Source organism: Hymenobacter actinosclerus, assembly GCF_900111515.1.
GTDB classification, from domain to species: Bacteria; Bacteroidota; Bacteroidia; order Cytophagales; family Hymenobacteraceae; genus Hymenobacter; species Hymenobacter actinosclerus.
Window position 1 is genome coordinate 135457 of record NZ_FOHS01000003.1, and the last position, 26041, is coordinate 161497.

At 63.0% G+C, this 26041-nt stretch carries 25 protein-coding genes; 16 read left to right on the forward strand and 9 right to left on the reverse strand.

Annotation, left to right across the window (positions count from 1 at the left end; genetic code table 11):
• Positions 1-59: 59 nt before the first annotated feature.
• From BMY67_RS12180 to BMY67_RS12190, 3 genes are all read right to left on the reverse strand, one after another.
• Entirely contained in the window at positions 60-1352 is a 1293-nt protein-coding gene (locus tag BMY67_RS12180; RefSeq protein WP_092771944.1) for a PQQ-dependent sugar dehydrogenase, read from the reverse strand.
• Positions 1353-1471: 119 nt separating this feature from the next.
• Positions 1472-4093, reverse strand: a complete 2622-nt coding sequence (locus BMY67_RS12185) for a PIG-L family deacetylase (RefSeq protein ID WP_092771946.1) — start codon at positions 4091-4093, stop codon at positions 1472-1474.
• Between the two features lie 102 nt (positions 4094-4195).
• Positions 4196-4873, reverse strand: coding sequence for a carbonic anhydrase (locus tag BMY67_RS12190; RefSeq protein WP_092771947.1), 678 nt, complete (start codon positions 4871-4873; stop codon positions 4196-4198).
• Positions 4874-5134: 261 nt separating this feature from the next.
• Here BMY67_RS12190 and BMY67_RS12195 point away from each other — a divergent pair, with 261 nt between their 5' ends.
• The 5 genes from BMY67_RS12195 (at position 5135) to BMY67_RS12215 (ending at position 10776) form a co-directional block, all read left to right on the forward strand.
• The gene (locus BMY67_RS12195; RefSeq protein ID WP_245745033.1) at positions 5135-6796 is read left to right on the forward strand and encodes a S8 family serine peptidase; all 1662 of its coding nucleotides are present in this window, start codon (positions 5135-5137) and stop codon (positions 6794-6796) included.
• A 199-nt stretch (positions 6797-6995) separates the two neighbouring features.
• Entirely contained in the window at positions 6996-7964 is a 969-nt protein-coding gene (locus tag BMY67_RS12200) for a YitT family protein (RefSeq protein ID WP_092771951.1), read from the forward strand.
• Between the two features lie 71 nt (positions 7965-8035).
• Positions 8036-8896: an MOSC domain-containing protein gene (locus BMY67_RS12205; RefSeq protein WP_177189807.1), complete on the forward strand. Its 861-nt coding sequence runs from the start codon at positions 8036-8038 to the stop codon at positions 8894-8896.
• 288 nt (positions 8897-9184) lie between these two features.
• The gene (locus tag BMY67_RS12210; RefSeq protein ID WP_177189808.1) at positions 9185-10003 is read left to right on the forward strand and encodes a DUF547 domain-containing protein; all 819 of its coding nucleotides are present in this window, start codon (positions 9185-9187) and stop codon (positions 10001-10003) included.
• A 101-nt stretch (positions 10004-10104) separates the two neighbouring features.
• Entirely contained in the window at positions 10105-10776 is a 672-nt protein-coding gene (locus BMY67_RS12215; protein WP_092771957.1) for a DUF2461 domain-containing protein, read from the forward strand.
• A 128-nt stretch (positions 10777-10904) separates the two neighbouring features.
• On the opposite strand, the gene BMY67_RS12220 is transcribed toward BMY67_RS12215, so the two are convergent.
• A complete protein-coding gene (locus tag BMY67_RS12220) occupies positions 10905-11528 on the reverse strand; it encodes a deoxynucleoside kinase (RefSeq protein WP_092771959.1) in 624 nt (207 codons plus the stop codon).
• Positions 11529-11655: 127 nt separating this feature from the next.
• Between BMY67_RS12220 and BMY67_RS12225 the strand changes: the two genes are divergently transcribed.
• On the forward strand, positions 11656-12108 hold the full coding sequence (locus BMY67_RS12225) for a hypothetical protein (protein WP_092771961.1): 453 nt from the start codon (positions 11656-11658) through the stop codon (positions 12106-12108).
• Here BMY67_RS12225 and BMY67_RS12230 read toward each other — a convergent pair.
• Positions 12105-12752 carry a hypothetical protein gene (locus BMY67_RS12230; RefSeq protein ID WP_092771963.1) on the reverse strand — a complete coding sequence of 216 codons (648 nt, stop codon included), beginning with the start codon at positions 12750-12752 and terminating at the stop codon, positions 12105-12107. The two genes, BMY67_RS12225 and BMY67_RS12230, sit on opposite strands and share 4 nt — an antisense overlap.
• Before the next feature lie 142 nt (positions 12753-12894).
• Here BMY67_RS12230 and BMY67_RS12235 point away from each other — a divergent pair, with 142 nt between their 5' ends.
• Positions 12895-13413 carry a GNAT family N-acetyltransferase gene (locus BMY67_RS12235; protein WP_092771965.1) on the forward strand — a complete coding sequence of 173 codons (519 nt, stop codon included), beginning with the start codon at positions 12895-12897 and terminating at the stop codon, positions 13411-13413.
• A 119-nt stretch (positions 13414-13532) separates the two neighbouring features.
• Positions 13533-13775: a CDGSH iron-sulfur domain-containing protein gene (locus tag BMY67_RS12240; protein WP_092771967.1), complete on the forward strand. Its 243-nt coding sequence runs from the start codon at positions 13533-13535 to the stop codon at positions 13773-13775.
• Positions 13776-13956: 181 nt separating this feature from the next.
• On the opposite strand, the gene BMY67_RS12245 is transcribed toward BMY67_RS12240, so the two are convergent.
• Positions 13957-14208 carry an acyl-CoA-binding protein gene (locus tag BMY67_RS12245; RefSeq protein ID WP_092771969.1) on the reverse strand — a complete coding sequence of 84 codons (252 nt, stop codon included), beginning with the start codon at positions 14206-14208 and terminating at the stop codon, positions 13957-13959.
• Between the two features lie 220 nt (positions 14209-14428).
• Between BMY67_RS12245 and BMY67_RS12250 the strand changes: the two genes are divergently transcribed.
• Together BMY67_RS12250 and BMY67_RS12255 are read left to right on the forward strand one after the other, a co-directional pair.
• Positions 14429-15724 (forward strand): amidohydrolase family protein, encoded by a 1296-nt coding sequence (locus BMY67_RS12250; protein ID WP_092771971.1) that lies wholly within the window; start codon positions 14429-14431, stop codon positions 15722-15724.
• A gap of 141 nt (positions 15725-15865) precedes the next feature.
• Positions 15866-16366: a CinA family protein gene (locus BMY67_RS12255; RefSeq protein ID WP_092771973.1), complete on the forward strand. Its 501-nt coding sequence runs from the start codon at positions 15866-15868 to the stop codon at positions 16364-16366.
• A 56-nt stretch (positions 16367-16422) separates the two neighbouring features.
• Here BMY67_RS12255 and BMY67_RS12260 read toward each other — a convergent pair whose 3' ends face one another.
• Positions 16423-17457: a hypothetical protein gene (locus tag BMY67_RS12260; protein ID WP_092771975.1), complete on the reverse strand. Its 1035-nt coding sequence runs from the start codon at positions 17455-17457 to the stop codon at positions 16423-16425.
• Between the two features lie 191 nt (positions 17458-17648).
• Between BMY67_RS12260 and BMY67_RS19750 the strand changes: the two genes are divergently transcribed.
• Complete coding sequence (locus BMY67_RS19750) at positions 17649-18905, forward strand: phospholipase C/P1 nuclease family protein (protein ID WP_092771977.1); 1257 nt, start codon at positions 17649-17651, stop codon at positions 18903-18905.
• A 127-nt stretch (positions 18906-19032) separates the two neighbouring features.
• Positions 19033-19785: a peptidylprolyl isomerase gene (locus BMY67_RS12270; RefSeq protein WP_092771979.1), complete on the forward strand. Its 753-nt coding sequence runs from the start codon at positions 19033-19035 to the stop codon at positions 19783-19785.
• Positions 19786-20007: 222 nt separating this feature from the next.
• Here BMY67_RS12270 and BMY67_RS12275 read toward each other — a convergent pair whose 3' ends face one another.
• Both BMY67_RS12275 and BMY67_RS12280 read right to left on the reverse strand, forming a co-directional pair.
• Positions 20008-20493 carry a hypothetical protein gene (locus BMY67_RS12275; protein ID WP_143069811.1) on the reverse strand — a complete coding sequence of 162 codons (486 nt, stop codon included), beginning with the start codon at positions 20491-20493 and terminating at the stop codon, positions 20008-20010.
• Between the two features lie 209 nt (positions 20494-20702).
• Positions 20703-22799: a M13 family metallopeptidase gene (locus BMY67_RS12280; protein ID WP_092771983.1), complete on the reverse strand. Its 2097-nt coding sequence runs from the start codon at positions 22797-22799 to the stop codon at positions 20703-20705.
• A 205-nt stretch (positions 22800-23004) separates the two neighbouring features.
• Here BMY67_RS12280 and xseA point away from each other — a divergent pair, with 205 nt between their 5' ends.
• The 4 genes from xseA to BMY67_RS12300 all read left to right on the forward strand — a co-directional run bounded on the left by xseA (position 23005) and on the right by BMY67_RS12300 (position 26001).
• On the forward strand, positions 23005-24525 hold the full coding sequence (gene xseA, locus BMY67_RS12285) for an exodeoxyribonuclease VII large subunit (protein ID WP_092771985.1): 1521 nt from the start codon (positions 23005-23007) through the stop codon (positions 24523-24525).
• 89 nt (positions 24526-24614) lie between these two features.
• Positions 24615-24845, forward strand: coding sequence for an exodeoxyribonuclease VII small subunit (gene xseB, locus BMY67_RS12290; RefSeq protein WP_092771987.1), 231 nt, complete (start codon positions 24615-24617; stop codon positions 24843-24845).
• A 97-nt stretch (positions 24846-24942) separates the two neighbouring features.
• Positions 24943-25299, forward strand: coding sequence for a hypothetical protein (locus BMY67_RS12295; protein ID WP_092771989.1), 357 nt, complete (start codon positions 24943-24945; stop codon positions 25297-25299).
• Positions 25300-25302: 3 nt separating this feature from the next.
• Positions 25303-26001 (forward strand): hypothetical protein, encoded by a 699-nt coding sequence (locus BMY67_RS12300; RefSeq protein ID WP_092771991.1) that lies wholly within the window; start codon positions 25303-25305, stop codon positions 25999-26001.
• Positions 26002-26041 lie beyond the last annotated feature (40 nt).

Sequence of the window (26041 nt, forward strand, 5' to 3'; positions counted from 1 at the left end):
CAGGCCAGAACAGGGCTTACAGTGTGGCCCGGCAACTCCCACCGGGAGCCCCCCCTGCCCTACGGCCTGTTACCCGCCGCTGAAGGAGTGATTTTCCACAGCTCTCCGTTGCCCTCGTCCGTGACGACGTACAGCGCCCCGTCCGGCCCCTGCTTTACATCGCGCACGCGCTGCTTGCGGTCGGAAAGCAGGCGCTCCTCGCCCGTTACGCGGCCGTTTTCCAGTTGCAGCCGCACCAGATTCCTGTCTTTGAGCGAGCCCACGAACAGGTTGCCCTGCCAGGCCGGAAAGGCACTACCGGAGTAGAACTGGGCCCCCGACGGCGCAATTACCGGGTCCCAGTAGTAAACAGGGTCCACGTAGCCCGGCTTGGTCGTCACGGAATTGGGGATGGGCTCGCCCGAGTATTCCTCACCAAATGTCACCAGGGGCCAGCCGTAGTTTTTGCCTCCCTCAAGCCGGTTCAGCTCGTCGCCGCCCTGCGGGCCCATATCCACCGACCAGAGCTGGCCCTGCGCATCGAAGGCCGTAGCCTGCACGTTGCGCTGGCCCACCGTCCAGATTTCGGGCAGCGCTCCGGCCTGCTTGGCAAACGGGTTATCCGGAGCCGGCCGGCCCTCGGGAGTGAGACGAAGGATTTTGCCCATATGGCTGTTTAGCTGCTGGGCCTGGGGGCGGATTTGCAGGTCCGAACGCTCGCCGAGGCTCACGTACAGCATCCCATCGGGCCCAAATGCCAGCCGGGAGCCAAAGTGCTTGTCGCCGTTATAAGCCGGCAGTGCCTGAAAAATCACCTTCACCTGACTTACGCTCCGGCGGTCGGGCGAAAGCACGCCCCGGGCCACGCTCGTAGCGTTGCCGGCGGCCCCACGGGGCTCGGCAAACGACCAGTACAGCAGCTGGTCGGTGGCGAAGGTGGGGCTGAGGGCCACATCCAGCAGGCCGCCCTGGCCTGTAGCGTATACCGCCGGCAGGCCCTTAATGGGCTCCCCCGTCTGCCCCTGGGCCGATATGATGCGCAGCCGGCCCGGCCGCTCGGTCACCAGCAGGTCGCCGTTGGGCAGCGGCTCAACCGCCCAGGGGTGCTCCAGCCCTTTGGCCAGCACCGTTACCTCGTAAGCCGCCGCCGACGTGATGGCGCAGGCCCGGGTTTGGTCGGGGGTAGTGGGGCGCTGGCTGGGCACCTCGGCCTGCCGGGTTTCCAGGGGTGAGCAGCCGGCCGGCCCCGGATTCTGCGCGGAACTCTCCGTGCCGGAAGCCGGCGCGCTCGTCGGCGAGCCGGATTGTTGGCAGCCAGTTACCACGCCGGCCAGCAAAAGGGCAGTTATACTAACGAGTTGGCGGCTATCCATGAGCGGTTGGGTTAGCGTTGATAAGCTGGTGCCGTAACGGCCAGTCAGCTAAAGAATGAGAATAGTTGGCGCGAGAAGTTGCCGGTTCCCGGTATTGTGAGGTGCACGCCAGCACGAAGCTACTTCCCCAACGACACCATATTTGTCAATATCCGGTAGGCGCCGGGGACGCCGGCGGGCAGCTCGCGGAACAGCGAGAGGCCCGTGTAGATGTAGTGGCCCTTGCCGTAGTTGGCCACCAGAATAGCGCTTTCCTTAGGGGTTTCGCCGGGGTCGTGGCTGCTGATGACGGTTTGGTAGCGGGGGTCCCACTTCTCGGGGTAGTAGAGGCCCTGCTCCTGCACCCAACCGGTGAAATCCTGGGGGCTGATGCGGTTGGGGGCATTGAGCAGCGGCTGCTTGGGGTTGAGCAGCGTCACGGGCGCGCCTTCCACCGTCACCCGGTCGCGGCCCAGAGTCATCGGGTACGGGCCGATTTCGGGCAGCACCGTGCCGCGGTTCACCACGTACTGCACCACCACGTTGCCGCCGTTTTCTACGTACTTCAACAGGGCCGGCTGGCGGGTTTTCAGCTGCTCGACGGTGTTGTAGGCCCGGATGCCCAGCACCACGGCATCGAAGCGGCGCAGGTTGGTGTCGGTGAGCTCGTCGGGCTTGAGTAGCGTAACGGTGTAGCCAATCTGGCGCAGGGCCTCGGGCACCTCGTCGCCGGCCCCCATCAGGTAACCGATTTGCTGGCCCCGGCGCTTCAGGTCGAGCTTGACAAGCGGGGCGGTGGCTTCGGGAAACAGCGTTTGGGTCGGGATGTGCTCGTAGGCAATTACCTGGTAGCCACGCGAATACGCCTGGCCGTCCACGTTGGCTACGGCCCGCAGCTCGGCGCGGCCCTCCTTTGCCCCCGCCCCCGGCCGCACCTGGAACTGCACAGTTTGCTCGGCATCCTTGGCCGCCAAATCAAACGAAATGCTGGCCGGCTCCGACTGCCAGCCGGCCGGCAGCGTCAGGGCCACGTTGCCTTTCACGCCCGCCTTGCCGGCCCGCAAGGTTACGGGCACCGTTTTGGGCTGCTGGTCGGCAAACACGAAGGCCTGCCCGCCGAGGTTCACCATCACTGGCGGCACCACCGTCAGCGGCTCGTAGATTTCGCCCCGCACGGGGTCGGTGTGCTTGTATTGGACGGGGACGCTCATACGCCAACTCTCAACTCCTATCCTGAATAGCAGCGTCAAAGTTGCGGGATTTGGATTCTCTGGTACACCTATGAGGCTACTGCGAGAAATCCCAGTTCCGGTTTTGGCGGCCGAAGTTTCATCAATAACCTGAGAAACATCAACCCTTCCATTCCCTGCTGGCAAACTAGCTACTGGCAGGAATTTGGGAATAGCATACATGCCGACTGTCCCTTGCTCACGCAGCCAATAAGGTTGTGTGCTTTCCACAAATTCTGGCATCCGCCAGTTGCGGATAACTGAGCGAAATGGTTTATCAAGTGGATAAGGATTAGCAAATATAGAATCCTTCGCCTGCCCATTTACCTGACCGATTCCAACTAGCTGAATCGAAATATCAGTTCGTTTAAGCACATCTAAAGTAATCGTCATTAATTGTCCAGAGGCTACCGTCTTTTCACCGGAAATAGCTTCCGCGTACAACCCAAGTAAATATTGAATTAGCTCGTTGACCTCACCCAGCTTTTCATCCTTCCAATAATTCCCCCTTACAGGCTGAAGCTTCTGCAAGACCTCCCTCACCTTCAGCAGCCCTGCCACGCTCGCACTCGGATTGCTCGCGTCGTAGTTCCGAATCACCTCGTTCACCAGCTTGCCCACGGCCGCGCCGCCGGGTACGCGGTTCCAGGTCAGGTCTACGCCGTCGAACAGGTCGGTTTTGGCGGGCGCGCCTTTCAGCAGCTGGAAATACTCCGGGGCCTCACCGCGCTGAGCAGCCGAGCCGAAGCCCTGGCTTTTGTGCTTGGTGCGGCTTTCGGCGGCAATTTCGCCGTAGCTGCGGCCCAGCAGCGGGTTGTAGCCGCCGGCATCCACGCTCAGATACTGGCTCATGTCCTCGCCGGGCTTCACGAAGAAGCTGCCGGTGTTCCAGAGCAGGCGCCTGGCCTGCCAGGGCTGCACGGACTTGAGCTGTTCGGGGAAACGCTTGGGGTCGGCGGCGGCATCGAAGGCCTCGATGGCCAGCATGGCGCTGGCCGTGTGGTGGCCGTGGCCGGCGCGGGCGTCGGGCGGGAAGCGGGTTATCATGACGTCGGGCCGGCGCTGGCGAATCACCCAGACCATGTCGGCCAGCACCTGCTCTTTGTCCCAGATGGTGAAGGTTTCCTGCGCCGTTTTGCTGAAGCCGAAGTCGTTGGCGCGGGTGAAGAACTGCCGGCCTCCATCGACGCGGCGGGCCGCCAGCAGCTCCTGGGTGCGGATGACGCCCAGGCCCTCGCGCAGCTCGGGGCCGATGAGGTTCTGGCCGCCGTCGCCGCGGGTGCAGCTCAGGTAGCCGGTTTCCACGAGGCGGCCGTTGGCCAGGTAGGCCAGCAGGCGGGTGTTCTCATCATCGGGGTGGGCGGCAATATAAAGGGCCGAGCCCAGCACGTTCAGCTTCTTAAGCCCCAGCAGAATTTCGCCCGACGACCACGTTTTGGGGGCCTGAGCCTGCGCCGTGAATGCGTGAAGGAGTGAATGCGTGAGCAACACCAGCAGCAGGGCGGCGGCGCGGAGGGGGCAGCGAAGGGTCATTCGGAAAGCTGGAAACAAGCGCGGTAAAGATGCGGGCCGAAGCGGCGGGTTGCAGGTGTGGGAGTGTAGCGCGAAATTCCGTTTCGCGCTACGGCTTCCGTGCTACCTGGCGGCCGGAGCGGCGCCGGTGGGGTGCCAGCCGGGTTGGTCGCTGAGGTTGTATATTTCCTGGATGTCGTGCAGGATGTGCTCGAAATCGAGGTTCAAATCCTTCAGCAAGCCTGTTTTCAGGTCGAACACCCAGCCATGCACCGTCGGGAAACCGTCCTGCAGGTAGGCTTGTTGCACGATGGCCGTTTTTACCACGTTGATGCACTGCTCCTGCACGTTCAGCTCTACCAGCCGGTCGTAGCGCAGGGTGGTGTCGGCAATGGCGTCCAGTTCGCGGTGGTGCAGGCGGTACACGTCGCGGATGTTGCGCAGCCAGGGGTTGAGGATACCCAGGTCCTGGGCCTGCATGGCCGCTTTCACGCCGCCGCAGCCGTAGTGCCCGCACACCACAATGTGCTTGACGTGCAGGTGGCGCACGGCGTACTCAATCACCGACATGGCGTTGAGGTCGATGTTGATGACCAGGTTGGCGATGTTGCGGTGCACGAACACTTCGCCCGGCGTAAGGCCCATCAGCTCCTCGGCCGTTACGCGGCTGTCGCTGCAGCCGATATAGAGGTAGTCGGGCTGCTGGTCGGCGGCCAGTGAGGCGGGAAAATCGGGCCGGTTGGCGGTGCAGTCGGCCACCCATTGGCGGTTGCGCTCAAAAATTTCGGCGTACTGGGGCATTAGGAGGGGTAATAAGTGGGAAGAACGGGAGTGGGAGGCGAAATTTACGCACGGCGGGCCGGATTCGGTTGCCGGGCACGGGCGCGGTTATTGCACGCGGCCGGCCAAAAAACTACCGGCTCCGTACGTCGGCCGGGGCCAAATGCACGTTGGTAAGCCGCCGGCCGACGGGCCCCGTGCTATTTTTGCGTGGGCGACCCGCCGCTTGCCCCCGCTTTTTTTCTGCTGGTCCGCTTCCTTTACAGTATCCTTTTTTTGCGCATGTCCTTTCCTCTTATTGCCCGTTTGCGCCTCGGCGCGCTGGGCCTGGCCCTCAGCCTGCCCCTGCTGGCGTCGGCCCAAACCGCAGCCCCGGCCCTCCCCGCGCCGCCCACCCCCGAAGCCGCCGCCACCCTGCAATGGTACCTGCTCGACCCGACCGCCGACCGCGTGATGGGCGTGAGCGTGAACCGCACCTACCAGGAGCTGCTGGCCGGCCGCACCCCCACCCCGGTGGTGGTGGCCGTCATTGATGCCGGCATCGATACCACCCACGCCGATTTAAAGCGCATGCTCTGGCACAACGCCCGCGAAGTAGCCGGCAACGGCCTCGACGACGACAAGAACGGCCTCACCGACGACGTGTGGGGCTGGAACTACCTGGGCGGGCCCGACGGCCGCAACATCAACCTCGAGCAGCTCGAAGAAACCCGCCTGCTGGCCCAGCTGCAGCCCCGCTTCAAGGGCAAGAGCCGCGCCGGGGTGCCCGCCGCCGAGCGCGCCGACTTCGACCTGTACCTGAAGGTGAAGAAAAGCTACGACGCCAAGGTGAAGGAAAACACCGACCGCCTCAAGCAGTACAGCCAGGTGTACGCCGAGAACGTGGCCGTATCGGATATGCTGCGGCTGAAACTGGGCGTCGAGCGCATCGACACGGCCACGCTGCGCAACCCGCCCACCACCGACCCCAAGCTGCGCCAGCTGTCGGGCCAACTCTACGGACTGCTGCTCAACACCGGCTTCGGCTCGCTCGATGATATTCTGACCGAGATGAAAAACGGCCTGAAGGAAACCCAGGACCAGCTCGACTACGGCCTCAACCTGAGCTACAACCCCCGCCCCATCGTCGGCGACGACCCCTTCAACGTGAAGCAGCGCCTCTACGGCAACGCCGACGTGGCCGGGCCTGACCCGCTGCACGGCACCCACGTGGCCGGCATCATCGGGGCCGACCGCGTGAACAACCTCGGCATTATGGGCATTGCGCCGCCCGTGGTGCGCCTGATGGCCGTGCGCGCCGTGCCCGACGGCGACGAGCGCGACAAGGACGTGGCCAACGCCATCCGCTACGCCGCCGACCACGGCGCCAGCATTATCAACATGAGCTTTGGCAAGTACTACTCGCCCCAGCGCGCGGCCGTGGAGGAGGCTATCCGCTACGCCGACAGCAAGGGGGTGCTGCTGGTGCACTCGGCCGGCAACGAAAACGAGAACCTCGACCAGAAGCTGCAGTACCCGGCCCCGGTGTTCCTCAACGGCCAGCGCATCCCCAACCTGATTACGGTAGGCGCCTCCTCGCGCGACAACGACGCCGGCCTGGCCGCCGATTTCTCCAACTTCGGCAAAACCCAGGTCGATGTATTCGCGCCCGGCAACCAGATTTACTCGACTTTGCCCGGCGGCCGCTACGGCAACCTGAGCGGCACGAGCATGGCCGCCCCGGTGGTGTCGGGCATTGCCGCCACGCTCAAGAGCTACTTCCCCGAGCTTACCGCCGCCGACCTTAAGCGCCTGATCCTGGCCTCGGCCCAGCCCACCCACACCCAGGTGCGCCAGCCCGGCTCCGATAAGCTGGTTGATTTCGCCGACCTCTCCAGCACCGGCGGCATCGTCAACCTCTATCGCGCCGTGCAGCTGGCCCAGCAGGAGAAAGCCGTGAAGTGAGCTGAGCTAAGGGGGAAACAGCAAGAGCCGCCTCTTATCCTGAGCGCAGCGAAGGACCTTCTTCCGGCCGCCCACACACCACAACGCTTTATGCTGCCGGAGCAAGGTCCTTCGTTGCGTTCAGGATGGCCGTTATCTTTACACATCATCCTGCCTCATTTCCTGCTCGCCGCATTGCCTTATTACCTGCTCACCGCCCATGCTTATTCCGCAACTGATGCTCCTACGTAAGCGCCTGCGCGCCGCCGGCGACTCGCCGGCGCAACTGCCCGCGCCGCAGCGCAGCCGCCGCACGGGGCGGCGGGGGCGGCGCTGGTGGAAACTACAGATTACCAACGCCCTGTTTCTTACCCTGGGCGTGTTCTGCGCCGGTTTCGGGCTCGAAAGCTTTCTGCTGCCCGGCGGCTTCCTCGACGGGGGCGTAACGGGTGTGTCGCTGCTGCTGCGGCAGGTGTTCGGGCTGCCGCTTTCGGCCCTGATTGTCGTGCTCAACCTGCCCTTCATGATTATGGCCGGCCGGCAGCTGGGCAAGGGCGTGGCCATCCGCACGCTGCTGAGCGTGCTGGGCCTGGCCGTGGTGCTGGCCACCGTGCCGTTTCCGATAGTGACCGAAGACAAGCTGCTGATTTCGGTGTTCGGCGGCTTCTTTCTGGGAGCCGGCATCGGGCTGGCCATGCGCGGCGGCGGCGTGCTCGACGGCACCGAAATCATGGCCATCTACCTGAGCAAAACCAGCAGCCTCACGGTGGGCGACATCATCCTGTTTTTCAACATCGTCATCTTTGGCGTGGCGGCCTACGTGCTGTCCATCGAAACGGCGCTGTACTCGATTCTGGCTTACCTCTCGGCCGCCAAAACCGTCGATTTCGTGATTGACGGCGTGGAGGAGTACACCGGCGTCACCATCGTGTCGGGCCGCTCCGATGCCATCCGGCGCATGATTACCGAGAAGCTGGGCCGCGGCGCCACCATCTACAGCGGCAAGCGCGGCTACGGCTCGCACGGCCACCAGCCCAGCCCCATCGACATCGTGTTCACCGTCGTTACCCGCCTCGAACTCAGCCAGCTCAAGTCCGAAGTCGAGCAGATTGACCGCCAGGCGTTCATGGTATTCCACAGCGTGAAAGACACCAAAGGCGGCATGATCAAGAAGCGGCCGCTGCACTAAAAATTCGTTTCCCGTTATTTGTTGCTCGTTTTTCGGGCTTGATGAAGCCGGCCCATACCAGTACCCAGTTGATGACGAACACCGAACAGCAAAAAACGAAAGACGACATGGTGCTCACCGACCTCTACATCTACCCGGTGAAGTCGCTGGGCGGCATCCGCGTTACCGAGGCTGTAGTGGAGCCGCGCGGCCTGCGCCACGACCGCCGCTGGCTGATCGTGGACGCGCAGAACCGCTTCATGACCCAGCGGCAGACCACAGCCATGGCCAACCTCAAAGTGACCCCCGCCTACAACGGCTTCCTGCTCAGCCACCAGCAGCGCCCCGAGCTGCTGCCGCTCTACGTGCCATTCGAGGCCACGCCCGAAAAAACGCTGTTTGTAACCGTTTGGGACGATATGGTATTTGCCTGGCGGGCCCGGCCCGAGTGCGACGAGTGGCTTACCGAGGCGCTGGGCCAGCCCTGCAAGCTGGTATACATGTCGGATATGGTGCGCCGCGACACCGAGCCCGCCCTCAACCCCGAGGGTCAGCTGGTAAGCTTCGCCGATGCCTACCCGTTTCTGCTCATCGGGCAGGCCTCGCTGGCCGACCTCAACGGCCGCCTCGCCGAGCCCGTGGGCATGGAGCGGTTCCGGCCCAACCTCGTCTTCAGTGGCGGCGAGGCCTTCGCCGAAGACAACTGGGACCGGTTTCAGATTGGTGAGCTGGCTTTCCGGGCCGTGCGCGGCTGCGGCCGCTGCGTGCTCACCACCATCAACCCGGCCACGGCCCGGAAAAGCCCGCTGGGCGAGCCACTGCGCACGCTGGCCGCCTACCGCACCGAAGATGGCAGCGCCATGTTCGGCCAGAATGTAACCAGCGGCAGCCGGGGCCGGCTGCGCGTAGGCGAGTTGGTGGCCGTAGCCAGCCACAAGACGCCGGTAGCCTAAACAGCCCTGACAGCGCTTATGGAGCCGGTCGTTGCGTTTACCCTGGGCTTCCGGGCCGCGGGGAAAGCAACGGCACACTTTTGGCTGCTCAGGCTTTCCCGGCTTCTGCCTGCCGGCCGGCAATTCAGCCCGCACTTTTCGGAGTCGGCAGGGCTTTTTCCCAATTTGGGCGAATAATTCAATCTTTTGATTTGATTGCATTTTGCCAAGCAGGGAAAAACCTATACTTTTGATAAACCAATGGCATCCCGGATAAAACCTATTTCCTGGTCGCTTTCTGTCTGGCCCATGCGTCATGTACTATTGCCTTCGGGCCTGTTGCCCTTCCTGCTAAGTTTGTTGCTGCTGGCTTCCGTGAGCTTTGCCAGCCCGGTTACAACAGTTGACGATGCGCGGTTCGAGCAGCTGCAAAAACCCTGGACCAGCCTGCTGCGCCTGCACGTAACCCCCGACGGCCGCCTGGATTACGAGGGCCTGCTCAACGATGAAGAGCAGCTGCTGGGCTACCTGCAAAGCCTGCGCAAGGTGCGCCCATCGGCCGAGAACTGGACGCCCGACCAGACCAAGGCGTTCTGGCTGAACACCTACAATGCCGCCGCGGCCAACCTGGTGCTCGAAAACTACCCGCTGGCCAGCATCAACGACATTCGCGTTAAAGTCGTGGGTGGCTACGAGTCGCCCTGGGAAACGGTGGTCGTGAACGTGGGCGGGCAGAACTACTCGCTCAACCAGATCGAGCAGCAGCTGCGCCAGCAGTTCCGCGACCCGCGCATCCATTTCGCCCTCAACTATGGCGCCGCCTCGGCCGCTCCGATGCTGGCCGAGGCCTACACCCCCTCCGAGCTCAACCGCCAGCTCGACCAGCAGGCCAGCCGCTTCATCAACAACCCCGACTTCAACCAGCTGACCCCGCAGCAGGCCCGGCTCTCGGCCCTGTTTCACTCCTACGCCACCGAGTTCGGCGCCGGGCCGCAGCTGCTGGCCTTCATCAACCGCTACGCCCACACCCCGGTGCTGCCCACGGCCAGCGTCGAGTACCTTTCGTTCAGCTGGGCGCTCAACAACCGCGCGCCGCTCAGCGAAGGGCAGGCGCTGGGGCGCAAATAGGGCGGCTCCGCAGCGGCGGCGGCCAACTTCGGCCCGCACGGCCCCGTATCGCTTAGCGGTGCGGGGCTTTTTTACGCCCCGGCCGGTTTGCATAAATATCTATGGATTTAGCGCCTGTTCTCGACTTTCTGCGCGATTTAGCCGCCCACAACAACAAGGGCTGGATGGATGAGCACCGCGCCCGCTACCACGCCGCCCGCGCCGGGTATGCGGCCTTCGTTGAGGAGCTGCTCCGGCTGGCCTCGGCCGACCTGGAGCCCGACCTGCGCGGCCTGCGGGCCACCGACCTGATGTTCCGCATCAACAAGAACGACCGTTCGCAGCTCGACCCCGAACCCTACAAGCGCCACATGGGTGCGGGTTTCAAGCCGGGTGGCCGGCACGCCCCGCGGGCGGGCTACTTTGTGGCCGTGCAGCCCGGCGGCGGCACCTACGTGGGCGCCGGCCGCCGCCTGCCTGATGCCGCCGAGCTGGCCCGCATCCGGCAGGAAATCCACTACAACGCCCCCGCTTTCCACGCCCTGCGCCAGCAGCCGGAGTTGCTGCGCCACTTCCCGCAGGGCCTCGATATGGCCCAGGCCCTCAAAACCGCGCCCAAAGGCTACGACCGCACCGACCCCGACATTGAGTGGCTGCGGCTCAAAAGCTTCTTCGTGTTGCAGCACTTCCCCGACTCGGAAGTAGTGCGGCCCGACTTTCCGGACCGCGTGCTCGCAGCCTGGCAGGCCGCCCGCCCGCTGGTAGCCTTTCTGAACGAGGCGCTGGAGGGGTAAAATGAAGTCCAAGAGAAAAAGTAAAAGCCGTTGAACCTTGGCGCCTGGCCCGTTCAACGGCTTTTACTTTGTCTCTTGGACTTACCGCTAACCGGCTTTTACTTTTTACCCTTTCTCTTGGACTTCCCCTAAAAGAGTCCGAACAGGGTGCTGTTGATTTTGTCGATGACGATGCTCAGGTCTTCGGGGTTATTGACGTAGTCGAGGTTGTTGACATCGACGATGAGCAGCTTGCCCTGGCTGTAGCTGCTAATCCACTCCTCGTAGTGCTCGTTGAGGTGCTTGAGGTAGTCGATTTTGATGTTGTTCTCGTAGCCGCGGCCCCGGCGCTCAATCTGCTGCACCAGCTTGGGCAGGTCGGCGCGCAAATAAAGCAGCAGATCGGGCGGATCAACCATGCTGATCATGGAGTTGAACAGGCCCAGGTAGTTCTGGTAGTCGCGCTCCGTCATCAGGCCCGACTGGCTGAGGTTGGCCGCAAAAATATGGGCGTCCTCGTAAATCGTGCGGTCCTGGATGATGCCTTTGTTGGTTTGCTGCAGCTTTTTTATCTGCTGGGTCTGGCGGAAGCGGCTGTTGAGAAAATACACCTGCAGGTGGAACGCCCACCGGGGCATATCGTCGTAGAAATCCTTCAGGTAGGGGTTATCGTCCACATCTTCCAGAAATACCTCCCAGTTGAAATGGTGCGCTAACTTGTTTGACAGGGTGGTTTTGCCGGCCCCGATGTTGCCAACTATTGCAATGTGCATGAGCGAAAAACGAAAAGCAGAGCCGCAAAAATAGCGGTTCCCGCCGCACGGGCGGTCTACCGTTGGGCTGGCCGCCAATAATGCTATATTTACATGAAATCATCTTACGGTTTGCCGAAAGCTCTCTATGCCTGCGTTCGAGCTACAACTGCTGAGCACCATCACCGACGACAGTGGACAGCCGCTGGCGCGCATCGAGCACGATGCGCGCCAGCGGCTGCTGGCAGTGCACTGGTTCGGCAACCTGACGGGCCAGCAGGTGATTTCCGTAGCCCGCGCCACACAGCAGCTCAGCGCCACGCACCCGTACCACCTGTTGCTCAACGATAAAAGCCAGGCCACCGGCGACTGGAGCGAGGCGCTCGTCTGGCTGCAGTACGAGTGGCTGCCGCAGGTACTGGCGGGTGGCCTGCATGCGGTGGCCTACATTTTCACGCCTGACATGCACAATCAGCTGGCCAGCTACCGGTTCGTGGAGTATCTGGGGCCGTCTATGCGCATCGAAATTTTCCATGACCTGCCCAGCGCCTTGCAGTGGCTGGAACAGGAGGCCGCCCTGCCGGAGTCGGGCACCGTTTAGTCGCGCATGGAATCCTTTACGCCGCGGGCCTTTTCCAGCGTCCGGAATTCGCCCTGCAGCGTGCGGATGCGCAGGCGCTCTTCCAGCGGCAGTTGGGTGCGCACCTGCTCATAGCGGGCGTTCAGGCGGCCCAGCACCTCACTGGCTGTAGTCCAGTCGGTCTGCGACCAGCTTTTTTTCTCGGTCCGCATGGTTTCCACCAGCCGCTGGTAAAGGCCGGTCAGCTCGGTGGCACGCACCCGGCTGATGTTCACGTTCTCGTTCAGCAGGCGCGCCTGGGCCTGGGCGGGCGTGGCGGGCCGCTGGGCGGCGTCGAGGCTGTCCTGGCGGGTGGCCCATTGCTGATAGCGGGCTTTCTGGGCGGCGTACTCGCGCTTGCCTTCGGCCGAAAGGCTGTCGGCGGCCCGGTCGAGGCGGCGGCTACGGCGGTCGAACTCGGCCGTTACCCTGGGCATTTCGCGGCGGGTAGCGGCCTCGGCCCGGTCAACCTGCCGGCCTACCCAGTCGCCGAAGTCATAGAGGCTGCGCTCCAGATTGGAGCCGCTTTTGGCGGGCTGCTGGGCCTGGGCGGCCGGAGCCGTGAGCAGGCCGGCGCTCAGCAGCAGAGCGGTGAAAAGAGCAGTTTTGGGGGCAGAAGAAGTCATAGCAGTATGTTGGGAGTTGAAACCAATACCGGGCCGCCGCAGCGGACCAGCCGGGCAGCCGCGGGGCAATTTCCGGCCCAAAACTACCGAAAGCGCCCAAAGGGTTCGGTTTTGCGCCGGATTATCCCGTTTTTTGCCCCCTATGCCCGCTTCCTCCGCCGCTTCCACGCACATCCGGCCCGCCACCGCCGCCGACATCCCCACTATTCTGGCCCTGGCCGAAGCTACCTGGGAGCCCACCTACCGCTTCATCATCTCGCGCGAGCAGATTGAGTACATGTACCGCGTTATCTACACCGATGCCTCGCTACAGCGGCAGATGCACGAGCAGGGGCACCAGTTTCTGCTGGCTTACACCGAGGATCAGCCCACCGGCTATGCCTCGTTTTCGGCCCTGGATGAGGCCGGGCTCTTCAAGCTGCAAAAGATTTATGTGCTGCACTCGCACCAGGGCCGGGGCCTGGGCCAGCAGCTGGTGGAGGCCGTGGAGGCAGCCGTACGCGCCGCCGGCGGCCACACCCTCGACCTGAATGTAAACCGCCACAACCCCGCGCTGGCCTTCTACGAGCACCTGGGCTTTCAGCGCCACCGCGAGGAAGACATTGCCATTGGCCCCTACTGGATGAACGACTACGTTATGCGCAAGGAGCTTAGGGCTTAGGGCTTAGGGCTTAGGGCTTAGAAGGCTACTGCCTGCTGATGGCGGAGTTGCGCAAACGCTCGTATAGGTCAGCCTACATTACCAGTTCACTCATTTACTGCCTCACTCATTCACTGCCCATGTCAACCAAACTCACCGTCCTCAGCAATGGCTCGCTCCGCGTAGAGGGCACCGATATCGAAATCGTGGATGCCCAGGGCAACCCGTACGGCCTTGGTGGCCGGGAGCGAATCAGCATCTGCCGCTGCGGCCTCTCGGCCAATAAGCCGTTCTGCGACGGTTCGCACAAGGGCCACTTCGAGCACAACGCCGTGGCCTTCGACCTGCCCACGCCCGGCGCCCCGGCCAAGCCGGCAGTTTAAGCTACCAGCCTCAAGCTTCAAGCGGCAAGCTTTACGGCCTGTCATCCTGCGCAAAGCGAAGCATCTTACTACACCTGAACGGTAATCGTCACAACGACTCGTTCTCTCGTAATAAGGTCCTTCGCTTTGCGCAGGATGACAGGCCGTAAAGCTTGCCGCTTGCCGCTTGAGGCTTGTAGCGCTAGAAGAGCGAATTCACGAAATCGACGTACTCCTGGCGGGCATCGTCCTGGCTTTTGCCCTTCTGGCCGGCCCAGGCGTCGTACTTGGCAATGGCTTTAAAGTCGAAACCGCCCGGCCGGTCGCCCGATACGTCGCCCTCGCTGCCCTGCTTGTAGAGGGAGTACATCTTCAGGAGGGTCATGTTGTCGGGCTTGGCGGGCAGCTCTTTGCTGCGGACGGCGGCGGCTTCAAATTCTTCGGGAGTGGCCATAGTTGGGAATGGGCTGAAGGTGGAGAATGGGGAAAGTATGCGAAAATGATGGTGCTTTCTGCACCGGGCAGCCAAAGTGCTTTTGGCTGACCGCTGCCGGCGAAGGGCCAACAGCTCGTCCTAAAGTACGGATTGCCCCGGAAATAGTCGGCTTGCAGCGTTTATTTTCCGCTTATCTTCCGCAGCAACAAGCTTCTTTGTGGCTCATTTCCCTGCCTTTATGCTCAAACCCCTACTCGCTGGCCTGCTGCTCGGCGGCGCCCTGCTGGCCCCGGCTTCGGCCGCGCTGGCCCAGAAAACCTACCTGCACTGCGGCCGCCTGCTCGACATGCGCGCCGACCGCGCCCAAACGGCCATGACAGTGATTGTGGAAAACGGCCGGGTGCTGGCCGTGGAGAAAGGCTACTCCACCCCCACCGGCCCCAAAGACCAGGTTATCGACCTGAAAAACCGCACCGTGCTGCCCGGCCTCATCGACTGCCACGTGCACCTGGAGGGCGAAACCAGCAAGGACAATTTCCTGCGCGAGTTCACCGAAAATCCCGCCGATGTGGCCTTCGGCTCGCTGGAGCATGCCCGCAAAACGTTGCTGGCCGGCTTCACCACGGTGCGCGATTTGGGCGGCTCGGGCGTAAACATTGCGCTGCGCAATGCCATCAACCAGGGTAAAGTAGTGGGCCCGCGCATTTTCACGGCCCGCAAGGCCCTCTCGGGCACCGGTGGCCACATGGACCCCACCAACGGCTACCGCCTCGACTTGATGGGCGTACCCGGCCCGGTCGATGGCGTGATTAACAGCCCCGACGAGGCCCGGCAGGCTGTGCGCGAGCAGTACAAGCGCGGGGCCGACCTCATCAAGATTGCCAGCACCGGCGGCGTGCTCAGCGTAGCCAAAGACGGCTCGGCGGCCCAGATGACGGAGGCCGAAATTCGGGCCGTGGTGGAAACGGCGCGCGATTTGGGCCTGGCCGTGGCCTGCCACGCCCACGGCTCGGAGGGCATGAAGCGCGCCATTCGGGCGGGCGTAACGAGCATCGAGCACGGCACGCTCATGGACGATGAAACGATGAAGCTGATGGTTCAACGCGGCACCTGGTACGTGCCCACCATCACGGCCGGCAAGTCGGTGGCCGACTCGGCCAAAATTCCGAACTACTACCCGCCGCTCGTCACGCCCAAAGCCCTGGCCATCGGGCCCAAGTTGCAGGGCACCTTCGGGCGGGCCTATAAGATGGGCGTTAAAATTGCGTTCGGTACCGATGCGGCCGTGTTCCGGCACGGGGCCAACGCGCTGGAGTTCGGCTATATGGTGGAGGCCGGCATGCCGCCGCTGGCCGCATTGCGCACCGCCACCGTAGCGGCGGCCGAGCTGCTGGGCCAGTCGGCTAACCTGGGCACGCTGGAGGCCGGCAAGCTGGCCGACGTGGTAGCCGTGGAGGGCGACCCGCTACAGGATATCGGGGCCATGCAGCGGGTGCGCTTCGTGATGAAGCAGGGCGTGGTGTACCAGCCGTAGGGCCGCCGACGTTTCCGCATCAAGCTCGACCTAACCCTGCCCCCGGCGGGCTACGTACTTGCTAGTGATAGAAAACCCGACGACCCGCCCGGCCGCCGGGTTTTCGCTTGTAGCACCTCCCGCCGAGCCTTTCCTTTTCCAATGAAAAAAGACCTGCCGACCCAACTTGTCAAACTTTTCATTCAGCAGAAGCTGACGCTGGCCCTGGCCGAAAGCTGCACCTGCGGACTGGCTGCCGCCCAACTGGCCCCGGCCGAAGGCGTGAGCGAGGTGCTGCTCGGCTCGGTGGTTACCTACCACGCCGAGGCCAAGCAACAGCTGCTGGGCGTAAAGAAAGCTACGCTGGCCACCTACTCGGCCGAAAGCCAGCAGACCACCAACGAAATGGCCCTGGGCCTGCACCGCCAGCTGCCCACCGCCGATGTGTGCGTGGCCGTTACCGGCCTCTGCGGCCCCGGCCAGTCGGCCACGCCCGACAAGCCAGTGGGCACGGTGTTCGTAACCGTGCTGTTCCAGGACCGGGCCCACGAGTACCGCCAGCAGTTCAGCGGCGCGCCCGACGCTATCCGCCAACGGGCTGCCGAGTTCATCTACGAGAAATTGCTGGAGCTACTGGAACGCCAGCAGCAAGCCGCCGCCTGAGTCGGTTGCCAGTTGCCAGGGGCCGGTTGCCGGTTGCCAGGGGCAGGATAACAGCATCATGCCCTTTTGGGCGGAATCAGCATCAGCTTCAGGTTCAGGCGCACTATGTCGCCCATGCCGCGGCAGCGGCTGAACTGCTTGGTGCCGTGGTGGCGGTTGAGCTCCTGCTTGAGCTGGTTGACTTTCTCGCGGGGCGACACGGTATCGTGGCGCAGGCAGTCGATGAGGTCTTTGAGGCGGTGGCGCTCCGAGCGGGCCCGGCGGCCCATGAGGGTGCGCTCCTCGGCCTGGTACTGGCGGATGGTTTCGGGCTTGAGCAGGCGGCTGCACAGCTGCACAATGGCCCGGTTATCCTTGAAAAACTGCGGCAGGTACATGTTCTTCTTGCCCTCGTAGCACTGCTGGTCGAAGTCGATGGCCCGCACCCGGTACTGCTCGTCCTCGAAATCCAGGGTTACGTCGATGATGTAGTTGTAGGCCCGCATGTCGCCGAGCAGCCGCGCGAAGCACCGCTCGTTGAACTTGACGAACTCCTTGGCCATGCGCACCTGGTTGAGGTGGGGCCGCGGCAGGTGCAGCCGGATGAAGTCGTCGCCGGGGATGCCGGCAATGTGCTCCTCGATGAGCGTGTTGCCGTTGAGCAGGTAGTTGATGCTGTTGGGCGAGAGAATATGCTCCAGCTCCAGGCCGTACACCCGCGAGGCATCGGCCTTTTTCACGTAGAAATAGTCGTAGTTGTCGTTAAGCTGGTTGACGATGCGCACCCGGAAGGGCTGGCTGTTGCCGAAGCGGCAGTAGTCGACGCGGTCGGCAATCAGGTGCTGGGTGTACGAAAGGTCGCCGGCGGTTTTAAGCAGGGCGTACACTTCGGCCAGGCCCTCGCTTAATTCACGCAGGGCGTTGGGCTCGTAATACACCGTTTCCCAGAGCGTGTCGTTGCCCTGGCGGTTGAGCAGCGGGTAGGCTCCGGTAAAGCGGGCCAGATCGGCGTAGGTGACGGGCAGCGTGGTTTCGCGGTCGTACTCCACCAGGTAGCGCCGCAGCTGCTCGCCAACCGGATAGATGATTTTCTTTTTGGAAATAAGCGTCATGGGTAGGGTGGGGCGGGGCGCGGGGCTGGCTGAGGATAAAGGTGAAACGGCGCGGCCGTGGCCGGAGCCGCGTCGGCCGTTGGGACTAGTACGCCAGGGCGGGGGCAGGAGGCCGAAAATACGGCTTTCTGCCCCCGACTAGCGGCCAACTTGTATCTTCGTTGTCGTCAAGCTTTTGGTCGGAATCTGCTATGAAAAAACTCCTACTTACCCTGCTTATCGTGCTGCTGGGCCACAACCTGGCGCCGGCCTGGGGCACGTTTGCGCACCGCACCGTTACGCAGCTGGCCGTGTACTCGCTGCCGGCCACCATGCGCAACTACTACTTCCGCCACATGCCCGCGCTGGTAAACGGCAGCGCCGGCGGCAACGAGGCCCTCGACCGGGATATAACCGAGTCGCCCCGCCATTTTATTGCCATGGACCACTACGGCACCGACCCGTTTGGCATTATGCCCAAGGAGTGGGACAAGGCCGTGGCCAAGTACACGGCCGACACGCTGCGCAAGTACGGCACGCTGCCCTGGGCCATCATCGACACCAAAGCCAAGCTCACCACCGCCTTCCGCGACGCCGATACCACCGCCATCCTTACGCTCTCCTCGGAGCTGAGCCACTTGGTGGCCGACGCCTACGTGCCGCTGCGCACCACCGAAAACTACGACGGCCAGCTCAGCAAGCAGGATGGTTTGCTGGCCCTCTGGGAAAGCAAGCTGCCCGAGCGCCACATCGGCAAATACAAGCTCAAAAATGAGCCCGCCCGCCTCCTGAAAGACCCGCTGGCCGATATCTGGCAGGTAGTGCAGGAGTCGTACGGCTTCCTGGGGGCCACCTTCGACTACGAGGAAAAAACGACCCGCAAATTCACGCCCCAGACCAAGTACGTCTTCAGCCACAAGTACGGCCAAACCCAGCGCGCCTACTCCGATGCCTTCGCCGATGCCTACCACGCCGACCAGGTGGGCGGCATGATTGCCTTCCGGCTGAAGCTGGCCCCCACGCTGGTAGCCTCCATGTGGCTGACGGCCTGGAAGGATGCCGGCTCGCCCGACCTTAACAAGCTGCTCAAGCGCCCGGTGTCGAAAGACGAGAAAGACCAGCTCGACAACCAGCTCAGCGCCTGGAAGGAGAACGTGCTCGTCGACCAGAAAGACCTGCTGGCCCTGGAGCCCATGAAGCCCGAAGTTCGCCCCGACCTCATCAACGCGGCCCGCGACATGCCCACGCTTTCGCCCGACATGGAGGCCAGGCCCGCCGCCGCACCCGCCGCCACCCCGGCCACTGCCCCGGCCCCCACGGCGCCAATGACCAAAGTCAAAACCAAGGTGAAGCCCGCCGAGGGCCCCGCCGTGAAGGAAAAAGCCAAGGCTGCCCCCAAACCGGCCAAACCCAAAGCCAAGGCCAAGGCCGACGACGGCTGGGGTTCGCCCGCCGGCTCGGGCTGGTAACCGGGTTGGCCGAAGCCGCCTGGCCGGCCCGATACGGGTTTGGCATTACCTTTAAGGGTGGTTCCGCTTTCCGGCGGGCCACCCTTTTTTTGCGGCCCCACGGCCGGTTACTGTTCCTGTTGCTGCTATGATTCGCCCCCGCTCCTTCCTGCTCCCGCTGCTGGCGGCCGCGCCGCTGCTGCTGGCCGCCTGCAACCAGCGTCCGCCCGAAACGGCCGATTCGGCCACCCCACCCCCGCCGCCCCAGGTGCCCGGCCCCGACCTGATGGCGCTGGCCGATTCCAACGCCGCCCGGCTGCTGCTGGCCTACGGCCGCCAGTATCCCGGCCACGAAGTGCTGCTCCAGACCCGCCTGGGCAACATGCGCATCCGCCTCTACGACGACACCCCCATTCATACGGCCAATTTCCTGCTGCTCAGCCGCAAGGGCGTGTTCGATGAGTCGGTGTTCAACCGGGTGGTGCAGGGCTTTGCCATCCAGGGCGGCGGCTCGGAACGGCGCACCATTGCCATGCGCAGCTACCGGCTGCCGCCCGAAATCCGGCCCCAGCACATGCACAAGCGGGGCGCGCTGGCCATGGCCCGCTACGATGGCGAGGTGAACCCCGGCAAACTCTCCTCCAACAACGACTTCTACATTGTACAGGGCGAGAAGATGACGCCCGCCCAGGCGCAGGCCAGCGCCGCCCGCCCCCTCACGCCCGAGCAGCTGAAAACCTACGCCACGCAGGGCGGCACCCCCGGCCTCGACGGCCAGTACACGGTCTTCGGCGAAGTAGTTGAGGGCCTCGATGTCATCGATAAAATTGCCAACGAGCCGGTAGGCATGGACAAATGGCCCACAGAAGACGTGGGCATCAAGGTGAAGGTGCTGAAGTAATGGGGTGATGGATGGGGTGAGGAGGGGGGTGGAAAGAGGGTGATGGATGGGGTAATGGATGAGGAAAAGGGTGAGGAGGAAAAGGGGTGTCATTCTGAGCAGCGCGAAGAATCTCGCGTGCCATGCTAACCCTGTCGTCAGGAATTACTGTGGCACGCGAGATTCTTCGCGCCACTCAGAATGACACTCCTCACCTCCTCACCCCATCCCCTCTTCACCCCTTCACCGCCGCACCGCCACCAGCCGCGTGTGCTGCACGTCGCCGGGCTGCTCCTGCACCAGTTCCAGGGCTTCGGCGCGGGTGTAGGTCAGGGCTTTGTCGGTGAAAAAGCCGGCGGCGCTGACGTCGGCGGCCGGATCGGTGGACTCCTGGCGGGCGGGCAGCAGGTCTACGGTGGCGGGGCCGGCTTTACTCACGCGGTAGAAGAAGTAGCGCTCGGCCGTGCCACCGCCGGGCTGGTAGGCTACCACGTACACGTCGTTGAGTTGCGGGTGCTGAATGCGGCGCACCAGGCTGGTATCGGGCGGCGCCGCCAGCAGCCCCCGCGACGGAGTGGCAGCAGCAGTGGCCGGAATGGCAGCGGCCGGAACCGGGGCCGCCGGCGCAATGGGGGAAGTGGTTGCGGCGGCGGGCGCCGTGGGCTGCGACTGGCAGGCGGCGGCCGTCAGCAGCAACCCCAGCCCGGTAACGCGAAGAATAGTAAGCATACTTTCCTCTACGAAAAAGCGCGCCGGAAAAGTACAGCCAGCTTATTTTTGAATGATGGTTGCTGCCCTACAACCCCGATATAACAACCCGGAAACAGCCTTTTCGGCAATTAAAAAAGCAGCCCGCACAATCGTGCGGGCTGCTTTTTTAATTGCCGGGCTTCTCTGAAAGAAAAGCGAATAGCTACAGGCTAACAGCTCCCGAAAGGCTACCAGATTTTGGCGCGTTCGGCTTGGGCCCGCATCATTTTTGCGTTTTCCTTGCAGCCGAAGGCCTCGTAGAACTCGGGCATGTTCATGAGCGGCCCCACGGTGCGGTACTGGGCCGGCGAGTGCGGGTCGGTCATGACCTGCTGGCGCAGGTACTCGGGGCGGGCGTTGGTGCGCCACACCTGCGCCCAGGCCAGGAAGAAGCGCTGTTCGGGCGTGAAGCCATCGAACTTGGGCACGTCTTTGCCGGCGTTGGCTTTCTGCAGGGCCGAGTAAGCCAGGGCCAGCCCGCCGAAGTCGGCCAGGTTTTCGCCCATGGTCAGCTTGCCGTTTACGAACACCGAATCAAGCGGCGAGAAGGCCGAATACTGCTTATCCACCATGTCGGCGCGCACCTGGAACTTGTCGGCATCCTCCTTGGTCCACCAGTCGCGCAGGTTGCCCTGGGCGTCGTACTGGCGGCCCTGGTCGTCGAAGCCGTGGGTGATTTCGTGCCCGATGACCGCGCCCATGCCGCCGTAGTTCACGGCGTCGTCGGCGTTGGGGTCGAAGAAGGGGGGCTGCATGATGCCGGCCGGGAACACGATTTCGTTCATGCTCGGGTTGTAGTAGGCATTCACCGTGGGCGGGGTCATGCCCCACTCCTGCCGGTCAATCGGCTTGCCGAACTTGGTTACGTTGTCGGCGTAGCTCCACTCGCGGGCGGCCAGCACGTTTTTCAGGTACGACTCGCGCGAGATATTCAGGGCCGAGTAGTCCTTCCACTTGTCGGGGTAACCGATTTTTACGGTGAAGGCGGCCAGCTTCTTCAGGGCCTCGGTTTTGGTGGCGTCACTCATCCAGTCGAGCTTCTGGATATGCTCGCCCATGGCGGCTTTGATGTTGCCCACCATCACCAGGGCTTTCTGCTTGGTTTCGGGGGTGAAAGCCTTCTCCACGTACACCTGCCCGAAGGCCTCGCCCAGGGCGCCGTCGGTCGAGCGCAGCATGCGCTTCCAGCGCGGCTGCTGGCGCTTGGCGCCGGTCAGCACCTGCGAGAAGCGGAACTGCTCGTCGCCGTAGGCCTTGGGCAGCGCCGAGGCCAGCGACGACACCAGGTGCCAGCGCATGTACGTTTTGAGGTCGCCTACCGACTCCTGTTTCATGACATTGCTGAGCGCGGCAAAAAACTCGGGCTGGCCAACAATTACCTGCTGGGCGGCGCCCAGGCCCACTCCTTTGAGCGTGGCGGGCAGGGCCAGGTTGGGGAAGCGCTTGTTGGCCTCGGCCAGCGTCATCTTGTTGTAGTTGGCCTGCGGGTCGCGCAAAGCCACGCGGGTTTTGGAGGCCTTGGCCAGCTTGGTTTCGAGGGCCAGCACGGCGGCGGCGTTCTTGGCAGCCGTGGCCGGCGCGTCGCCCAGCATCTTAAACGTGTTGGTCAGATAGGTGGTGTAGGCCGCGCGGATGCCCTTGGAGCGGGCATCGTCCTTGAGGTAGTAGTCGCGGTCGGGCAGGCTCAGGCCGCCCTGGTACAGGTTCACGGCGTACTCGTCGCTCTTCTTCTCGTCCTGGCCCACATAGCCGCCGTAGAAGGCGCCGGTCTGCAGCTTCATTTCGTGGGGCAGCACGGCCTGCACGTCCTTTAGCGTCTTAATCTTGCTGATGCGGTCCAGCTCGGGCTGCAGGTACTTGAGGCCCGCCGCGTCGATGGCGGCCGAGTCCATGGCCGAGGCGTAGAAGTCGCCTACTTTCTGGGCGTTGGAGCCCTTGGCAGCCGAGGTGTTGGCCGCCGACTCGTCGAGAATCTGCCGCATCACGGCGTTGTTCTTGTCGGCCAGCTCGTTGAAAGAGCCCCAGCGCACTTCGGCGGCCGGAATGGGGTTGTTTTTGAGCCAGTTGCCCGAGGCGTACTCAAAGAAGTCGTCGCAGGGGTCGGCCGAGGTATTGATGTTGGCCACGTTCAGGCCCGTGCCCTTGGGGGCGGGAGCCGCCATCGGGGGCGTTTCGGGCGTGGCGGCGGGGGTGGTAGAAGCAACCGGCTGGCTGCTGGCGCAACCACCCAGCGCGAGGCCGGCCGCGGCCAGGGCCGCCAGGGTAAACGGATTCTTATGGTTCATAAAAAGGATGGGATGAGGAATTGTGGAGAAGTAAATCTAAGAAAAAGGATGGAATTAGGGGGCGGGGGGCTGACGGGACAGCGTGAGCATTGCAGAGAGATGTTTCCACTCCGCTCCGTCGCTGGCTCTGTGCGCCACATGCTCAGCACGACAGTTCTTTCCGCCCCATCCCCTCCAAACCCTGCCCCTGCGTAACTTGCGCCTGATGCCGCTTTACAACCGCCGCCCCGAACCGGGCCTCTCTTCTGCTGCCAGCGCCGGCCCGGCGCTGCCGCCCGCCGCTTTGCCGCTGGCCGAGCTGCTGGCCCGCGTGCGCCAGACGCTGAGCGAGCGGTTTGCCGACTCCTACTGGGTGGTGGCCGAAATTTCCGACCTCACGCTGCCCCGCACCGTGGGCGCGCACTGCTACCTCACCCTCACCGACCAGCACACCACTGCCCGCGGAGCCCAACTCAAGGCCCAGGCCCGCGCCACCATCTGGAGTCAGCGCTACCAGCAGCTGGCGGCCACCTTCGAGGAGCAAACCGGCCTGACGCTGCGGCCGGGCCTCAAAATCATGCTCCGGGTGCAGGTCAAGTTCCACGAGCAGTTCGGCCTGAGCCTCGACGTGCTGGCCCTCGACCCCACCTACACCGTGGGCGACCTGGCCCGGCTGCGGCTCGAAACCCTGCGGCGGCTGGAGGCCGAGGGCCTGCTGGCGCGGCAGCAGCGTCTGGCGCTGCCCATCGGGGTGCAGCGCGTGGCCGTGGTATCGTCGGCGACGGCGGCGGGCTGGCAGGATTTCGTGCAGCAGCTCCAGGAGGCGCCCTACGATTTCGCCCTGACGCTGTTTCCGGCCACCATGCAGGGCGAAGGCGCCCCGGCCAGCATCCGCGCCGCCCTAGATGCCATCCGTAACCGGCGGGGGCAGTTTGAGGCCGTGGTGATTATCCGCGGCGGGGGCTCGAAGGCCGATTTACTGGCCTTTGATGATTTTGGGCTGGTGGCGGCCGTGGGTGCGTTTCCGCTGCCCGTACTCACCGGCATCGGCCACGAGCGCGACGAAGCCGTGGTTGACCTGGCCGCCCATCTGGCCCTGAAAACGCCCACTGCCGTAGCCGCTTACCTCATCGAGCGGCTGGCCCGGCTGGAGGCGGCGCTGGAAGGCTACGGTGGCCGCATCCGCGAACTGGCCCAGCAGCAGGTGCGCCAGGCGGCCGAGCAGCTTAACCGGCGGCTCCGGCAGGCCCGGCGGGCGGTGCAGGGCCAGCTGCACGAGCAGCGCGAAATACTGCACCAGCGCATCCGGGCGGCGGCTACCGCACCCCGGGGCCAGCTGCGCCAGCAGGAGCAGCAACTGGGGCGGCGACGCCACCAGCTGCACCGGGCCGCCCGCCACACCCTCAGCCACCACCAGCAACTGCTGCGGCTGCGGGGCCGGGCCCTGGCCCAGCGTTTCCGGCGCCTGCACCGCCGCCGCCGCGAGCAGCTGTTGCGCCGCCGCTACGCCCTGCAGCTCACTGCCCTGCGCCTGCTGCACCGCCAGCAGCTCCGGCTGGCCGAGCTGCACGCGGCACCGGTGACAACCCGCCCTACCCCACCCGAACCCGGCACTGTGCGCCTGCTCACGCCCAAGGGCCGGCCGCTCACGGGCCCGCTACGGCCAGGCCAGGAGCTGCTGCTGCGCCTGCCCGACGCCTCGGTGGTACCGGCCCGCGTGGGCGGACAGCTGCCACTGCTACTTTAACAGAGGTATAAAGACTCCAATCGATGGCGTCTCTTCGGCTTCGCTAAAGCCCAAAAACAACTCCCTCATCTCCGCTTCCCCCTTTTACCATGCCCCCCAAGGAAAAAGAACTCACCTACCGCCAGGCCATCGAGGAACTCGAAACCATTCTGCGGGCCCTTGAAACCGATGCCGTGGACGTGGACGACCTCACGAGCCGGGTGCAGCGCTCGGCCGAGCTCATCCGCCTCTGTAAGCTCAAGCTCCGCTCGGCCGAACAGGCCATCGACCAGGTTTTCGAGAATCTGGAAGACGAGGAAGACACGGACGATTTCGCTTAGCCATAATCCAGGATGTTTAGAACTGAGCAGCTTACTAAGTCATACCCTTTCGCCTATATTTGGTGCTTCTAATCTGCCCTAAACGAGTAGTGCACCCATGACAAACAACGACCTGCAGCAGGCCAGCGCCTGGACCCGCAACTACCGCAACCAGAATCCGACCGGCATCAAAGCCCACTGCTTGTCGGCCGAAACCCTGCAAAGCATTCTGAGCCAGAAGGATTGCGTGGGCGTGCGCGCCTACTACGGCCTCGACGATGCCGGGCAGCCCCAACTGGTACTGGTCGGCTACGATGCCAACGACCACGACATGCTGCCCGCTTCGCCGATCATGGCATTGCAGAGTGTGGAGTCTAAGAGGTCGATCCAAGAGGCTGAACTTTCAGTGAGCGTGAGCACGAATCACCAGCCCTGTCCTCCATGCTGTAGTGAGGAGAATATCCTGAATAGTTAAAATATGCTGCTGCAAATTCTCCAGCAAACCCCCGACTGGTTTAGAACCTTATGTGATGGAGTAGAAGTAATTGCTTACACCAGCATGCTTGTACCGGCCACTTTGGCTTTTTATCGTAAGGGCGACTTGCACGGAGGCATGCGGACAATGGCTTATTTGCCGGCCTATCTATTCGGCATGTTTTTGCTGGCACGTGCTGGCGCCTACTTTTTTCGCTATAATCTACCTATCCTTCACCTTTCTACTATTGGCGAAACTCTATTATATAGCAAAATATATTACGACGAGTTTACAGATACACATATAAAGCAAAGAATTAAGGCCGTTCTTCTTTTTTTCGCGGCATTTTCCATAATAGATTCTCTATGGCTAGAAGGCTTACAGCGCATAAACTCTTACACTAATCTGGCAGAGAGCACCATAGTCATTAGCTTGGGTTTAGTGTTTCTTGATAAGAATGTAATTCAAAAGGAAAGAACGCACATTCACCTTATCCCGATGTTTGTAGCTACTGCGGGAATCATTATATATCTATCAGGAACCGTCTTACTATACCTTACTACAAACTATTACATCACCCTCAATGACGAGTACAATGCCAGACTGATGTACTTGCTTGGTTCGGCTCTGCTCTTACTATTGGCAATGTTGCTCAGCCGGGCTTTTTGGCTGGTAAGGCCAGCCAAAGCGCAACTCCTGTAGCTCTTGCTTTCTCCGATGAGTGTATTTGCGTGCTCATTTT

Coding starts and splice junctions, on each gene's coding strand:
- xseA (WP_092771985.1), top strand. CDS start 23,005: ATGCCGCTTTACAACCGCCGCCCCGAACCGGGCCTCTCTTCTGCTGCC.
- BMY67_RS12295 (WP_092771989.1), top strand. CDS start 24,943: ATGACAAACAACGACCTGCAGCAGGCCAGCGCCTGGACCCGCAACTAC.
- BMY67_RS12185 (WP_092771946.1), bottom strand. CDS start 4,093: ATGACCCTTCGCTGCCCCCTCCGCGCCGCCGCCCTGCTGCTGGTGTTG.
- BMY67_RS12250 (WP_092771971.1), top strand. CDS start 14,429: ATGCTCAAACCCCTACTCGCTGGCCTGCTGCTCGGCGGCGCCCTGCTG.
- BMY67_RS12280 (WP_092771983.1), bottom strand. CDS start 22,799: ATGAACCATAAGAATCCGTTTACCCTGGCGGCCCTGGCCGCGGCCGGC.
- BMY67_RS12270 (WP_092771979.1), top strand. CDS start 19,033: ATGATTCGCCCCCGCTCCTTCCTGCTCCCGCTGCTGGCGGCCGCGCCG.
- BMY67_RS12190 (WP_092771947.1), bottom strand. CDS start 4,873: ATGCCCCAGTACGCCGAAATTTTTGAGCGCAACCGCCAATGGGTGGCC.
- BMY67_RS12260 (WP_092771975.1), bottom strand. CDS start 17,457: ATGACGCTTATTTCCAAAAAGAAAATCATCTATCCGGTTGGCGAGCAG.
- BMY67_RS12205 (WP_177189807.1), top strand. CDS start 8,036: ATGACGAACACCGAACAGCAAAAAACGAAAGACGACATGGTGCTCACC.
- BMY67_RS12215 (WP_092771957.1), top strand. CDS start 10,105: ATGGATTTAGCGCCTGTTCTCGACTTTCTGCGCGATTTAGCCGCCCAC.
- xseB (WP_092771987.1), top strand. CDS start 24,615: ATGCCCCCCAAGGAAAAAGAACTCACCTACCGCCAGGCCATCGAGGAA.
- BMY67_RS19750 (WP_092771977.1), top strand. CDS start 17,649: ATGAAAAAACTCCTACTTACCCTGCTTATCGTGCTGCTGGGCCACAAC.
- BMY67_RS12240 (WP_092771967.1), top strand. CDS start 13,533: ATGTCAACCAAACTCACCGTCCTCAGCAATGGCTCGCTCCGCGTAGAG.
- BMY67_RS12245 (WP_092771969.1), bottom strand. CDS start 14,208: ATGGCCACTCCCGAAGAATTTGAAGCCGCCGCCGTCCGCAGCAAAGAG.
- BMY67_RS12300 (WP_092771991.1), top strand. CDS start 25,303: ATGCTGCTGCAAATTCTCCAGCAAACCCCCGACTGGTTTAGAACCTTA.
- BMY67_RS12195 (WP_245745033.1), top strand. CDS start 5,135: ATGTCCTTTCCTCTTATTGCCCGTTTGCGCCTCGGCGCGCTGGGCCTG.
- BMY67_RS12220 (WP_092771959.1), bottom strand. CDS start 11,528: ATGCACATTGCAATAGTTGGCAACATCGGGGCCGGCAAAACCACCCTG.
- BMY67_RS12255 (WP_092771973.1), top strand. CDS start 15,866: ATGAAAAAAGACCTGCCGACCCAACTTGTCAAACTTTTCATTCAGCAG.
- BMY67_RS12210 (WP_177189808.1), top strand. CDS start 9,185: ATGCGTCATGTACTATTGCCTTCGGGCCTGTTGCCCTTCCTGCTAAGT.
- BMY67_RS12235 (WP_092771965.1), top strand. CDS start 12,895: ATGCCCGCTTCCTCCGCCGCTTCCACGCACATCCGGCCCGCCACCGCC.
- BMY67_RS12275 (WP_143069811.1), bottom strand. CDS start 20,493: ATGCTTACTATTCTTCGCGTTACCGGGCTGGGGTTGCTGCTGACGGCC.
- BMY67_RS12225 (WP_092771961.1), top strand. CDS start 11,656: ATGCCTGCGTTCGAGCTACAACTGCTGAGCACCATCACCGACGACAGT.
- BMY67_RS12230 (WP_092771963.1), bottom strand. CDS start 12,752: ATGACTTCTTCTGCCCCCAAAACTGCTCTTTTCACCGCTCTGCTGCTG.
- BMY67_RS12180 (WP_092771944.1), bottom strand. CDS start 1,352: ATGGATAGCCGCCAACTCGTTAGTATAACTGCCCTTTTGCTGGCCGGC.
- BMY67_RS12200 (WP_092771951.1), top strand. CDS start 6,996: ATGCTTATTCCGCAACTGATGCTCCTACGTAAGCGCCTGCGCGCCGCC.